This window comes from Spongiibacter sp. UBA1325, assembly GCF_002306875.1.
Taxonomy (GTDB): Bacteria; Pseudomonadota; Gammaproteobacteria; order Pseudomonadales; family Spongiibacteraceae; genus Spongiibacter; species Spongiibacter marinus.
The window spans coordinates 121,538-134,144 of the sequence record NZ_DBTD01000004.1; the positions used below are offsets into that span (position 1 = coordinate 121,538).

The 12,607-nt window shown below is 54.5% G+C and carries 11 protein-coding genes; 7 read left to right on the forward strand and 4 right to left on the reverse strand.

Annotation, left to right across the window (positions count from 1 at the left end; genetic code table 11):
- Positions 1-42: 42 nt before the first annotated feature.
- From B3K78_RS03475 to B3K78_RS03495, 5 genes are all read left to right on the forward strand, one after another.
- Positions 43-1,260: an amidohydrolase family protein gene (locus B3K78_RS03475; RefSeq protein WP_286694302.1), complete on the forward strand. Its 1,218-nt coding sequence runs from the start codon at positions 43-45 to the stop codon at positions 1,258-1,260.
- A gap of 240 nt (positions 1,261-1,500) precedes the next feature.
- A complete protein-coding gene (locus B3K78_RS03480; protein ID WP_286694303.1) occupies positions 1,501-2,169 on the forward strand; it encodes a TetR/AcrR family transcriptional regulator in 669 nt (222 codons plus the stop codon).
- Between the two features lie 60 nt (positions 2,170-2,229).
- A complete protein-coding gene (locus B3K78_RS03485) occupies positions 2,230-3,357 on the forward strand; it encodes an AraC family transcriptional regulator (protein ID WP_286694304.1) in 1,128 nt (375 codons plus the stop codon).
- A gap of 80 nt (positions 3,358-3,437) precedes the next feature.
- Positions 3,438-3,851 (forward strand): nuclear transport factor 2 family protein, encoded by a 414-nt coding sequence (locus tag B3K78_RS03490; RefSeq protein ID WP_286694305.1) that lies wholly within the window; start codon positions 3,438-3,440, stop codon positions 3,849-3,851.
- Between the two features lie 23 nt (positions 3,852-3,874).
- Positions 3,875-6,442 carry a CoA transferase gene (locus B3K78_RS03495; RefSeq protein WP_286694306.1) on the forward strand — a complete coding sequence of 856 codons (2,568 nt, stop codon included), beginning with the start codon at positions 3,875-3,877 and terminating at the stop codon, positions 6,440-6,442.
- Positions 6,443-6,548: 106 nt separating this feature from the next.
- Here B3K78_RS03495 and B3K78_RS03500 read toward each other — a convergent pair whose 3' ends face one another.
- Together B3K78_RS03500 and B3K78_RS03505 are read right to left on the reverse strand one after the other, a co-directional pair.
- Positions 6,549-7,817 (reverse strand): MFS transporter, encoded by a 1,269-nt coding sequence (locus B3K78_RS03500; RefSeq protein WP_286694307.1) that lies wholly within the window; start codon positions 7,815-7,817, stop codon positions 6,549-6,551.
- Positions 7,818-7,904: 87 nt separating this feature from the next.
- Complete coding sequence (locus B3K78_RS03505) at positions 7,905-8,630, reverse strand: enoyl-CoA hydratase/isomerase family protein (protein ID WP_286694308.1); 726 nt, start codon at positions 8,628-8,630, stop codon at positions 7,905-7,907.
- 191 nt (positions 8,631-8,821) lie between these two features.
- Between B3K78_RS03505 and B3K78_RS03510 the strand changes: the two genes are divergently transcribed.
- Entirely contained in the window at positions 8,822-9,283 is a 462-nt protein-coding gene (locus B3K78_RS03510) for a MaoC/PaaZ C-terminal domain-containing protein (RefSeq protein WP_286694309.1), read from the forward strand.
- A 14-nt stretch (positions 9,284-9,297) separates the two neighbouring features.
- Positions 9,298-10,836, forward strand: coding sequence for a class I adenylate-forming enzyme family protein (locus B3K78_RS03515; protein ID WP_286694310.1), 1,539 nt, complete (start codon positions 9,298-9,300; stop codon positions 10,834-10,836).
- Between the two features lie 51 nt (positions 10,837-10,887).
- On the opposite strand, the gene B3K78_RS03520 is transcribed toward B3K78_RS03515, so the two are convergent.
- Together B3K78_RS03520 and B3K78_RS03525 are read right to left on the reverse strand one after the other, a co-directional pair.
- On the reverse strand, positions 10,888-11,328 hold the full coding sequence (locus B3K78_RS03520; protein ID WP_286694311.1) for a Zn-ribbon domain-containing OB-fold protein: 441 nt from the start codon (positions 11,326-11,328) through the stop codon (positions 10,888-10,890).
- Positions 11,329-11,330: 2 nt separating this feature from the next.
- Positions 11,331-12,482 (reverse strand): thiolase C-terminal domain-containing protein, encoded by a 1,152-nt coding sequence (locus B3K78_RS03525; protein WP_286694312.1) that lies wholly within the window; start codon positions 12,480-12,482, stop codon positions 11,331-11,333.
- Positions 12,483-12,607 lie beyond the last annotated feature (125 nt).

Below are 12,607 nucleotides of genomic sequence, written 5' to 3' on the forward strand. Positions count from 1 at the left end.
AGCCACTACGCGTGGTCAACCATTTAAACCAGGAGTACGAAGATGAGTCTTGAGCCGTATACCCTCATTACTGCAGACAGCCACGCGGGTGGCAGCATAGATCAATACCGAGAATACCTTGAGCCGAAATATCAAAAGGCATTCGATGAGTGGCGGAGTGGCTATAAAAACCCGTCGCGTAACCACGTTGGGAAAAAGAAAAACAAAAACTGGGACGGCGAGGAGCGTAACGCCGACCAAAACGGGCAGGGCGTTGTTGGCGAGGTAATTTATCCAAATACGCTGCCACCCTTTTTCCGTGAGAGTATTGTTACCGCGCAGCCGCCGCGCCCAGAAAACTTCGAGTACTGCCTGCAGGGTATCCGTGCCCATAACCGCTGGCTGAAAGACTTTTGTGATGAAGACCCAGATCGCAGAGCGGGCGTGGGTTTGATATTGCCGAACAGTATTGAAGAGGCAATCAAAGACGTAGAGTGGATTGCAAAAGCGGGTTTGCGTGGCGGTATTCTGCTGCCGTTAATTCCCGAGGACTGTACCTGGTTGAAGCCACTCTATCACCCGGATTGGGACCCCTTGTTCGCTGCAATCCAGGACTGTGATTTGGTTATGAACCAGCACTCAGGCCAGGGTTTGCCGAACTATGGTAAGGGCGCTGTGGCCAGTGCCGTGTGGATGTCTGAAGTGGCCTACTTCGGCAAGCGCGGTTACAGCCACCTTCTGCTTAGCGGTGTGTTCGAGCGCTACCCTAACCTGAAGTATATATTGACCGAATCCGGTTGCTCATGGGCGCCGGCCGTACTGAGCCTTTTGGACAAGATACATTACGGTGCGAAGGCGGGGTCGCTTGGCGAGGTGGAGTTCAAGTCAGAAGATTGGGTACTTAAAGAGCCGCCCAGCTATTACGCGCAACGCAATTGTTATTACGGCGCCAGCTTCCCCAGTATTGAAGAGCTACAGGGCAGCGAGCATGTCACTGTTGATCAAATCTGTTGGGGCAACGACTATCCGCATTACGAGGGTACTTTCCCCTACAACATTGAATCGTTGCAGCTGACCTTCCCTGAGGTATCGGAAAGCGACCGCCGGAAAATTTTTGCTGAAAACGCGGCGCGCTTGTACAAGTTCGATCTTGAAAAACTGAAGCCGCTCGCTCAGAAATACGGCCCAACCGCGGAGATGATTAACCAGCCACTAAAAGAGATTCCCAAAGACTCTGGCTGCTATTTATTCGTCAATGCGCGGGAATCTCAGTACGCCTGATTCCCCGCCCCTCTATTCCTGCGATTCCCCGCCTGGCATGCCGTCAGGCGGGGCTTTTTGTGTGTCGTAGCGAAATTTCAACGCCTGTATAAGCGTGTTCACGCTATTTTCGATGCTCCCCTGTGGAGGCGTGAAAGTTAACTTGCAAAAAACTAACTAACGTGTAAGTTATATAAGTGTCGTTATGAAATTAACCGGTGGCGACACGAGAATGAGTCACGTAATTAGGTAGCCGAAGCATTGAATAAAACGACTGATACGCAGACCGCTGGCCAGCGCGACCCCGCCCCGAAAGGGCGCCGAGTGGGGCGCCCGGCGGGCAGTCGACGAGAGGAAACCATTGCGCGTATTCGACACAGTGCGATGCATATTTTTACGGCGAAAGGCTATGCCGCGACCTCCTTTAAGGACATTGCCAAAGACATTCATGTAACGCCGGCCACGCTGTATCAGTACTTTGATTCGAAGCTCGCGCTGTATGTGTCGTTGTTTGATGAAATTTTTGATGACCTAAGGCCGCGCTACGAACGTGTGTTCTCACAGCGGGGCCACTTGCGGGATCAGCTGTGCAATTTGATGACAGAGACACTGGATAGCTATGCATCGCACCCGGAGTATTCGCCTTTCCTCGCTGGCGCAACAATCGATATTGTCCGGGACAGCGAGCTGCGTGAAATGTTTTCACATCGCAACGGTACGCTGAACGACAGGCTCGTGAGCGTATTTGAATCGGCAAAACAACGCGGTGAATTACCGCGCGAGCTCGACAGCGAGGACATCGCCTCGGCATTCCTGGGGGCATTGATGGGAATTATTTGGCGGCAGAGAGGGCGCCAGGTTGGCTCGGCGGAAAAAGCGATCAATATCTTCGTGATGCTAATCGAGAACCGATTGTTTCACAAAGTATAAGTAGTAAACGGGAGAATTTACGGGACGACGGCACAAAATAAAAAAGTCGGGAGGTAGATAATGTCTATAAGAACTATGCCTGCTGAGCAAGCGCAAAAATTGCTCGCATCTGCACACAAATATGGCGCCGATGTTGATGAGTTGCTGGAATCAACGGGGCTTATATTGCCCAGGCAAGATGAGCTGCACCCCCATGATTTGGCGGTGCCCGCAGACCTTTACTGTAAGCTGCTGCAAAAAGTCGCCTACGCCACTCATAAACATTGGTTCGGGCTACCGGGCACTGAGCGCGACCCCGTCGGCGGGTTCCGTATGCTGTGCCGGATAGTCGCCCACTGCCGAACGCTGGAGCAAGCCATTGCGCGTGCGACAGAATTTTACAGCCTGTATGGTTTGCCGGGCTGGGGTTTTACTCTTCGCCGCGACGGCGACCGTGCAACGCTGAGTATATGTACCCAGGATATGGGGACGGCTCCGCAATTTAAAACCGTCCACTACATGTACATTCTGCATCGGTTCTGGGCATGGCTTAGTGGTCAGTACATGGATTTGCGCGAGGTAAACCTGGTGAGGAATCCCTGCCATAGCCTGGATGCCTACCGTGAACTATTTGACTGCGAGATCCGGTTTAATCAGCAGGAGAATAGCCTGGTATTTGATAGTAGTTATCTCGATGCGCCAATGGTGCACTCCGAACAAGCCTTGATGGATTTTGTGGAAACGGCCCCCTACGAGCTGTTACTGGCTCCGCAGGATAAGGATGACAGCATCACTGCCAAGATTCGCTATCTAATCGGTTCAGACTTTACCCGTCCGATGCCAAGCTTCGATGAAATTATCGATCGCTTGCATACGTCCGCGTCCACCTTGCGCCGCAAGTTAAAGCGTGAAGGAACCACCTACCAAAAAATTAAAGACGATGCGCGCCGAGAAGCGGCAATGGCGTATTTAAAACGCAGTGATCTAAGCGTAACCACCAGCGCCTTTTTAATGGGTTTTGATGACCCGAGTGCGTTTACACGTTCATTCAAGCGCTGGACGGGGTTAGCGCCAAGCGAGTATCGGGCGCGGTATGTGTCGGCAGGTAAACGGACGGCCCGGGTATACCCAATTGAGTCGGCGAGCCCGGTATCACGCACGGTTAGCACTGGTCAGGTATTTCGTTCGGCTGGCTCTGGTTCCATATGACAGGAAATCTCGACGTTTTAGCCCATACAGCGTGGTAGGGCCAACTTGTTATGCTCGATGCATAACAGGGGAGAGTATGTATGAGTGATAACGCGATATTGGCGCGGCTGCAGGCGAAAGAGGAAATTCGCGATCTGGTGGCTAGCTACTGCCATGCGATTGCAGCCGCCGATCTGGATAGCCTGATGCAGTTGTTTGCCGAACAGGCCTACATCAATGTAAATGTTGATGATGGCAAAGGCAGTTTTGGCAAAGTGGAAGGCAGGGAAGCCATGCGAGCCTTCTATAAGGATATGGTCGCGCTGGCGCCCAAACCATTCATCCACAACCACCTGATCGACATTGATGGCGACAGAGCGACCGGGCGTTGCTCAGTGGAGATTCGTGGCTTGCCGGACGCGCTGTCCAGTAAAAATGGCGGTTACTACGAGGACCGCTATCTGCATGACGGCGAGTCCTGGAAGTTCGAAACCCGCAGCTATTTTCCCTACTGATAAACACCTTATTTGGACAGCTGATGAATCGTACAAGCACCAATAGTGGCCCCTTGGTCGGCCTGACCGTTGTGGACTTTGGGCATTACTATGCGGGACCGCTGGCGGCAATGCTGTTAGCTGACCAGGGAGCACGGGTAATTCGCGTGACCCAGCCGGGGTCGCCAGAGTTGCCGGACGAGCAGTATCGCGTCGTTAATCGCAATAAAACGCTGATCGAGCTCGACCTGAAAAGCGCGCAGGGTAAAGCCCGAGCACGGCAGTTAGCAACAGCGGCAGATGTTGTTATCGAGAATTTTCGGCCGGGGGTGATGGACCGTCTGGGCCTGGGTTGGGCATCGTTAAAAGCGGTCAATCCATCCTTGATCTACCTTTCCTTGCCGGGGTTTTCAGCAGCCGACGTCGCACGTCGCGAGATACAAGCCTGGGAGGGCGTGCTGTGTGCGGCAACGAGTTTGTATCGGATGGATATGCTGCGGGATAAGTTTAATTTCCCGCCGCACTATATGTCTTTGGCTCCCTGCTCCACGTTTGGTGCCATGCATGGTGCCGTCGCGGTATTAGCGGCATTGCATGCACGTCAGAGCGGTGCGGCTGGCCAGCTTATCGAAGCGCCGTTAGCGGCGGCGGGGCTGTCTACATGTGCGCGCAGTTTCGTGTTTCGCGGTGAAAAAATTCGCACTGGCGATGTTGTGCTGTCCAATAAGCCCTTGCCGGATTCCATGAAAGTAATGGCCTTTGACGAGTCTGATTCTGCGGAGATTAGTGAAAAGAAATTGGCGGGCTTGTATCAGTTCTTGCCAAACAATTTCGTGACACATGCCTACCGGTCGAAAGATCAGCGGCTAATGATGTTTATGCCCATTAAGCCCGAAATGGCGCAGCGCTTTTTTGATTACCTCGGCTTAACTCAAACCCTGGTTTCAGAGGGTTATGAAATTCTTTCGCCGTGGCAATCCCCGGTGCCAGCGAATGTTAAGAATCTCGCCAATGCGTGGGAGCTGGGTGAACACAATAAGTCGGTAATAGATCATATTCAGGCATTAGTTGGTGAGATGACCGCAGAGGAATGCCAAAAGGCGATGCTTGAGGCCCGCATTCCCTTCTCGTACGTGCGTACCCGCGATGAATGGATGAATATCGCAGCGCTTGTGCGAGCGGGTATGTTTGTCGACATGGGCAGCGATGACAGAGTTCTGCGTGCGCCGGGGCGGGTAGTCGATGTGACCGGGCCGGACGGCCAGATGGCGCTGGATGATTCCGCATTTCGCGAAGCGAGATCACTGACCTGGGAGCAACTGACCGCAGAGACGGATCTCGCGCCGGCGAGCCGGCTATCGGCGGCCACTGCGCGGGAAAAACATCAGCTGCTTGCAGGGGTAAAAGTTCTGGACCTGTGCAATGTCGTGGCGGGGCCAAATGCGGCATACACGCTTGCGCAATACGGTGCCGAGGTCATTCGTGTCGAACCCCCTAAGAGCTTTAATTTACCCATGCACCTTAGCTGGACGCTCGAGGTGAACCAGGGCAAGCGCAGTATGGTTTTGGATATTGAAAGCCAAGCGGGTAAAGCCGTCTTTGACCGCTTGGTTCGAGATGCCGATATTGTGCTTCATAACCGTTTGGACGACGTCGCCGCACAGTTGGGGTTATCAGAGACGCAGCTTAAACGCATTAACCCTGCAGTTATTGTCTGCCAGGTCAGTGCGTTTGGCGCAAGCCTGAACAATGCCTGGGAACAGCAGCCGGGATATGACCCCAACCCGAATATGACCAGTGGGCTGGAGGCCTCGCGTGGCAGTGTGGAATCACCCAGCCAGATGATGGAGGTCCTTACCGATTTGATGGGGGGATTAAGCCTGGCTTTTGGCGCACTGGTGGCATTGCGTCAGCGCGATGAGACTGGCTTCTCCGGTTTTGCCACGGGCTCGCTGGCGCGCGGCTGTAATTACTACCAGATGCCGCAGATGATTCTCGGTCGTGATGAACAGAGCACAAGGCACTCGGGTTGGTTTGCGGTGGGCGAATCCCTGGGGCAGCGCATGTATGCCTGCGCCGATCAACGGTGGATATTCGTTGGTGTGCGCCCCGGTGACGAGTCGCATCTCTGTGAATTGGTGGCCGGAGGCTCCACAGCGAGTGAAGCGGATCTGGCGCACGCGTTTGCGAGTAAGGAGGCGCAGCACTGGTGCCGCCTGCTTCAGCGTGCTGATATCGGTTGCCACATCGTGGTGGATATCGATGAGATCTGTCATGCCGAGCCTCTCGCAGAACTTAACAATCACGCCGCGACCATCTCCAGGGAAGCCACCTTCGATGTTGTGTGCCACCGCTATCACCCCTGTGGCCAGCCGCTGGTATTACCGCTGCCATCGTGGGTGCGCTGCGGTGATAATCGGCACTACCGAAAACTACAACCGGCGCCGAAAGTCGGCCAGCATACTCGTGTAATCTTGCAGGAGTTAGGCTATTCCGACGCGGAGGTCGAAGCGCTTTACCAGCAGAAAGTGGCTTGGGATTACCTGCCCGCTATCGGCAATAGCGAAGACTACTTTTTTGTGCAGGAAAAAGTCGCCGCGGAAACCGCCTAGTCATCCAGCTAAACGTTGCAGGCCTTTTTAGTCTGCACAAAAAACCCCAGGTGGTTATTGCCTGGGGTTTTTCGTATCTGTGGTTTTATTTCAGCCATACTGCGCTTCAGGCTGTGGTTGCCTCACTTAGCTCAGTGCCTTCCGGCTCGCGGTGTTTAATGCGAATCAGTGGCAGTGTTAGTGTGGCCAGCGCCAATACGACGATGAAACCCGAAAACGCGAGTGAGTAGTTCCCGCTTACGTCGTACGCGTAGCCAGCAAGCGGCGGCGCGGTAAGCGCCAGAAGGGTGATGATCGGGGTCATCAGGCCCATTGCCCGGCCATAGTTATCGGCTCCGAACACCTGCCCTACGATACCGCCCCAGATAGGCAGCATACCGCCTGACGCGAGCCCGAGAAGCACCGTGCCCAGCGCGAGAACGGCAAATTGCTGATTGCTGAGAAAACAACCTAGCGCAATGCATTGAACAATCAGTGTTCCGGCGAAAGCCACTCGTAGATCGATACGGTCACCGACAATACCAAACAGCAGTTTACCCAGCACACTGGTTGCGGCCAGCAGTGACAGCAGCAGTGCGGCACTGCTGGCCGTGGCGCCGCTGTCTGTAACGAAGGGCACCAGGTTGGCCAGCATGGCGGTTTGTACTGCGGTTAAGGCCCCGGCGACAAACGCGATTGCCCAAAAGCTCTTGCTTCTCATAAATGCCTTGGTATTTGAGAAGTGTAATGCCTGGTGCTGTTGCAGCGAGTCCTGGCTAACCGGGGCAGCCGCGCCATCGGGATGCAGGTCGCGGTCGGCGGGGTGGTTAACAATCAGCAGGATGATCCACGGTGCGCTGCAAACGAGGATAATCGCGCTCAGGATCTGGAAAGCCGCCCGCCATTCGAAACTATCAATTAACCATTGCAACAGAAGCGGGAAGGCGAGGCCTCCCAAAGAGGTGCCCGCAGCGGCTATGCCCAGTGCCAGGGTGCGGCGTTGGTGGAACCAGCGCACCAGCAATGTATTGGCGGCTAGCGGGCCCGCCAACGTGGTCGCCACCGCAATCAGGCTTCCGTAAATAATAAGGACTTGCCACATGGCGGTAACGAAAGATAACGCCAGATATCCACCGGAAAGACACAGCACGCCAATAAGCATCAGCCGTTTGATCGGATAGCGGTCCAGCCAAACGCCAGCCCAGGGTGAAATGATGCCCGAGGTAATCATAATGCAGGTAACACCCAGCATCAGCACCATGCGGTCGGCCTGGAAGGTTTCGCCGAAAGAGACGGCCACCAATCCGTAAGTGAAGTAAACGGCACCGATACTGACACCCTGAACAAGCAGGGCGACAAACACCTGAGCCCAGCCGTGCGAAAAATTTTTATTCATTTTAAAGCGCTCACAACGTTGATATCACTCATACACAGAAGGCGCGTCACGCCCACCTGGAAAGACTATTTTTGACACAGGGCAGCGCTAGCGCCGCGCGTTTTGTTCGTGCTCGAAGGTCATGGACTCACGTATTGCTGTGGCGCCCAGTCCGAAATTGAGAGCTTCCTTAATCAGGCTGAGAATCGCGGGCTTGCTTTGCGCCATCTCTTCCGCAATAGCCAATGCGCTCGGCAGCAGTGATTCGGCGGCTACCACACCGTCCACCAGACCGTATTGCTCTGCTTCGGGGGCGGTTAATGTGCGGCCAGTTAACGCCAGTAATTTTGCTCTACCTGGCCCCATCAGGCGCGGAAGCAACCAGGTGCTGCCAAGCCCCGGCACGATGCCGAGTTTAGCGAAGGGGATACCCAGCTTTGCGGTCTCGGAGGCAATGCGGATGTCGCAGGGCAAACTCAGCGTGACACCCACACCAATAGCGGCGCCGTTGATGGCTGCGATCACAGGTTTTGGATAGTTGAGCAACGTGTCGGCAAAGTCCTGAACCAGTCGTTCTTTACCTAATGGCGGTAAGTCGCGGTCTTCTTCTGTGGGGCCGCTTTTCAATTTTTCTAAATCAACCCCTGCGCAAAACCCTCTGCCGGCGCCGGTAATAATAATGACCCGGCAATCGTCATCCCCTCGCAGCTTCTCGAAAGCATCGACAATTTCCTCGCCCATTCTCACTGTATACGCATTGAGCTTTTTTGGTCGGTTCAGTGTGATCACCGTCGTGGTATTTTGCCGGCTGATCTGAATGTCTTTGTAATCCATGAGTAGGTCTCGCAACGTTCATTATTTTCTACAGTGTTGGCGAATCTTTCGGAGGGGTATATCCAAGTGCAGCGTCATAGTTGGACAAAGAAGTATCCGTCAAGCGCGTTTGGTTGATATAGCCATTTACTGGTGTGCGGGAACAGCGATACTGGCCTCATCACATGAAGAGACCGACCGGAACAGCATTTATGAACAAGATTGATTACAAGGATTTAACCGCACTGCGTGCCCAAATCGGCGACGAATACGGGGAGTGGTCATCACCGTTTGTCGTATCGCAAGAGGTGATTGACCAGTTCGCGGATCTGTCGGGCGACAGGCAGTGGATTCATACCGATATTGAGCGTGCCAAGTCGGGCCCCTATGGCTCAACTATCGCCCACGGCTTCTTGTTATTAGCGGTAATGCCGCAGGTGAGGCCGCCACAGGCATTTGAAGTGGTCAATCACAGGAGTGTGGCCAATTACGGCTCCAAGGGGCTGCGATTTTTGGCGCCGGTGCTGGCCGGTTCAAGCATCCACTCCCGTCAAAAACTGATCGCCGTCGAGGAGCATCCAAAGGGCACGTTACTGACAAGCGAAATGGCCATTCATGCGGTCGGTAATGACAAGCCCTCGCTGGTCTACAATATGTCGCTACTTTATCTGTGAAGTCGGGTGTGAATATGTTGAGTGCGAACAGACAGCCGACGTTATGGCAGCGTATTGACGCCCGTTGCCAGCAAACCCCCGATAAAATTTTTCTCCGCGATGAACACGGCAAGTGCCTCACTTTTGCCAACTACCACTCAGCGACCGAGCGTTACGCCAGCTGGTTACAGTCACTGGGGATTGGTTGTAACAGCCGCGTGGCCTGGCAACTACCCACGAACCTGCAATCGGTGATTGTGGCGGCTGCCCTCTGTCGCTTGGGGGCAGTACAGGTACCCATACTGCCGTTTTTGCGAGAGCGGGAAGTGGGCTTTATTTGTCAGCAATCTCGGGTTGATTTGCTGTTGCTGCCCGGTGTGTGGGGAGGCTTTGATTATGCAGAGATGGGTGAAGTCCTGCTTCAGCACAATGCCAATTTGCGCTTACAAGTCATGCCGGCGGACTCGGCGATAGATGGCGTTGACGCGCTGGCCGAGTATATCGCACCTGCTGCGCCTGAGCATGTTAGCTGGATTTTTTATACCTCAGGCACAACCTCTGATCCAAAGGGCGCGCGCCATTGCGATGATGCGATCCTGTCCACGGCATTTGGTATGGTCGCGGCTCTGGAGCTGTGCGGCGAGGATGTCGTACCCATGGTATTTCCCTTCACTCATATTGGCGGGGGGGTGTGGTTAGCCAGCCTGGTTCTTTGTGGCGGCGAAGCGCTGCTGCTTGAGCGCTTCTCTGAAGATAAATTTGCCTCCATGGCGGCTGCTGGTATCAGTGTTGCCGGCGCGGGGACGACCTTTATTCAGGCCTATCTAAAAGTACAGCGGCAGCAGCCAGAACAGCCATTATTCCCCCGCTTACGCTGTGCCACGGGAGGTGGCTCGACGAAGCCGCCACAACTGCATGCCCAGGTAAAGGCGGAATTGGGCGGCGTGGGTATGGTGTCGGGATACGGTATGACAGAGTGCCCCATCGCGACCATGGGCACGGTGCGCGATCCTGACGGTCGGCTGGCGGCGACAGAGGGGCGGGCAATGCCGGGTATGCTGGTCAAGATCGTTAATGCCGATGGCGAGCGGCTCAATGCTGGTGAGCAGGGCGAAATATGCCTTAAGGGCCCCCACCTGTGCCTGGGTTATATCGATAGCGAATTGGATAAAACTGCGTTTGATAGTGAAGGCTATTTGCGCAGCGGCGATCTCGGTGTTCTCGACAGCGATGGCTGGCTTACCGTAACGGGACGTCTGAAGGACGTTATTATTCGCAAGGGTGAGAATATTTCAGCGAAAAAAGTGGAAGATGCTATCGCCTCTCATCCTGTCGTGGCTGAAGTCACCGTGGTGGGCGTGCCCGATGACGAGCGAGGCGAGCTCGCCTGCGCCGTTATTGTGTTGCGGGCAGGGTGCGAGGGCTTCGACCTCGGTGAACTGGCGAATCACTGCCTGCAGCAGGGGTTGCTCAAGCAGGAATGTCCCGAACGCATAGAGTTTGTTGACGAAATTCCCCGCAATGCCAGCGGCAAGGTGGTGAAGCCGCGCTTACTTTCGTTGTTGACGGCTTGAAGGATTCAAGCCGATCTTTTTTCTTACTAACGTTATTTTGCCGTTAGCCAGCTAGGTTTCGCTTTTTACCCAGCGAGGCATTACCAGGCCGTCCTCCTCCTTCTGAAAAACCACGCGGACAGCGTCGCCAATTGAAATCTCGTCGAAGGATATAGAATTGATGGCGCTGTTAGCTGAGGCAATCAGGTTTCCCACCAGCCGAACTGTCGGATCTTCGTCCAGCTCAACGATCACACAATTATAGGGCGCTAGTGCGGCAAACTGCGCGGTTAGTGGTGGGTGGGGTTCGATGATTGACCAGACTTTCCCCCGTCCGGACACTTCCACCCAGTCTAGCTCTCCGGTGGTATGCCAGGGGCTGTTATAACGTGGTGGATGGATGAGGCGGCCGCTGTTAACACAGCGTTGTATCAGTAGTTTGTGCTGTTTGCAGCCTTCCCAGAAGGGCGTGGTCGTGTCGTCGAGAGTCGGTAACAAGCTATCACTGCTCATGGTTAATTCCTCAGGATAATCGCGCTGGTGGGAGAGCAACCGCCACCGGTGACCAGGCAACTGGAGGCGTTGCTGACTTGGTTGGTGGCATTACCACGCATTTGACGAACCCCTTCGCTGATCAGGTTAAAGCCATGTATGTAAGCTTCGGAGAGGCCGCCACCCGCGGTGTTAATCGGTAGTGGGCTATTCATACCCAGACCGTGATCATCAATATAACCGGGCGCTTCGCCGAGGCCGCAAAAGCCGTATGCCTCTAACGAAAACAGTACAAGCGGTGTGAAAGCATCGTAGATTTGAGCGGTGTCGATATCGGCGGCGCGGATGTCTGAGTGTTTGTACAGGCTGCGCGCGCAGGCGTGGGAGCTGTTTTTCGTTGGGTCCTCAGAGTAAAAATCCACCATGCTGTGCGATTGCTGCGCGCAACCCTGACCGAATGCGTGAACATACACCGGTTTTTGCGCGCAATCTTTTGCGCGTTCTGCAGACATCATGACAACGGCCACCGCACCGTCGGACTCAAGGCAATTGTCGAACAGACACAAAGGGCGAGATATCCAGCGCGCGTTGAAGTAGTCGTCGCGTGTCATTTCCCGATCAAACATAATCGCGTTTGGGTTATTGTTGGCCATCGACCGTGCGCTCAGCGCCACTTCTGCCAGGTGCTGTCGTGTTGCCCCGGTCTCATGCATATAGCGCTGGGTGAGTAAGCCGATCTCGTCCACCGGGCGAACCACGCCGAAAGGGCGCGACCAGTTATTGGCGGTAGTGAGCATGGCAGAAGCGGCCTGGCTGGCCCACACCCGCGAAGCGGGGCTGCCGCGTTTGCGCGATCGCCAGGCAACGCCCACCTCACATTGGCCTGTGGCAATGGCCATCGCCAGCAAGCCGATGGTTGCGGTGCTGCCGCCACCACCATGGGGAGATTGGGCAAAGAAATTTAGATCGCCAAACCCCAAATTTTTGGCAAGTTCAAAATCGGCGGTTGACTCCATTGTGTATGACGCAAGACCATCCACTTCCTTAGGTGAAATACCTGCATCATCGAGAGCCTCGGTGACCACCTGACAGGCCAACTCAGTTTCTGATTGCGGTAATGATTTGGCGAAATCCGATTGCCCGATGCCGACAATCGCACTGCGATCTTTGATCATTGTAAAGCACCTGCTTCGCGACATTATTTCCTTTAATAATAGGGTCCCCGTTAAAAATCTGGTGATGCATTAGTATCAATTGCCGACAGAAAGGCATCGCCATTGCAGGTGGTTATTTTGCTTTT

Bases quoted from the DNA above. Each gene is read 5' to 3' on its own strand.
- B3K78_RS03515 (WP_286694310.1), top strand. From the start codon at position 9,298: ATGTTGAGTGCGAACAGACAGCCGACGTTATGGCAGCGTATTGACGCC.
- B3K78_RS03495 (WP_286694306.1), top strand. From the start codon at position 3,875: ATGAATCGTACAAGCACCAATAGTGGCCCCTTGGTCGGCCTGACCGTT.
- B3K78_RS03475 (WP_286694302.1), top strand. From the start codon at position 43: ATGAGTCTTGAGCCGTATACCCTCATTACTGCAGACAGCCACGCGGGT.
- B3K78_RS03500 (WP_286694307.1), bottom strand. From the start codon at position 7,817: ATGAATAAAAATTTTTCGCACGGCTGGGCTCAGGTGTTTGTCGCCCTG.
- B3K78_RS03485 (WP_286694304.1), top strand. From the start codon at position 2,230: ATGTCTATAAGAACTATGCCTGCTGAGCAAGCGCAAAAATTGCTCGCA.
- B3K78_RS03505 (WP_286694308.1), bottom strand. From the start codon at position 8,630: ATGGATTACAAAGACATTCAGATCAGCCGGCAAAATACCACGACGGTG.
- B3K78_RS03520 (WP_286694311.1), bottom strand. From the start codon at position 11,328: ATGAGCAGTGATAGCTTGTTACCGACTCTCGACGACACGACCACGCCC.
- B3K78_RS03510 (WP_286694309.1), top strand. From the start codon at position 8,822: ATGAACAAGATTGATTACAAGGATTTAACCGCACTGCGTGCCCAAATC.
- B3K78_RS03490 (WP_286694305.1), top strand. From the start codon at position 3,438: ATGAGTGATAACGCGATATTGGCGCGGCTGCAGGCGAAAGAGGAAATT.
- B3K78_RS03525 (WP_286694312.1), bottom strand. From the start codon at position 12,482: ATGATCAAAGATCGCAGTGCGATTGTCGGCATCGGGCAATCGGATTTC.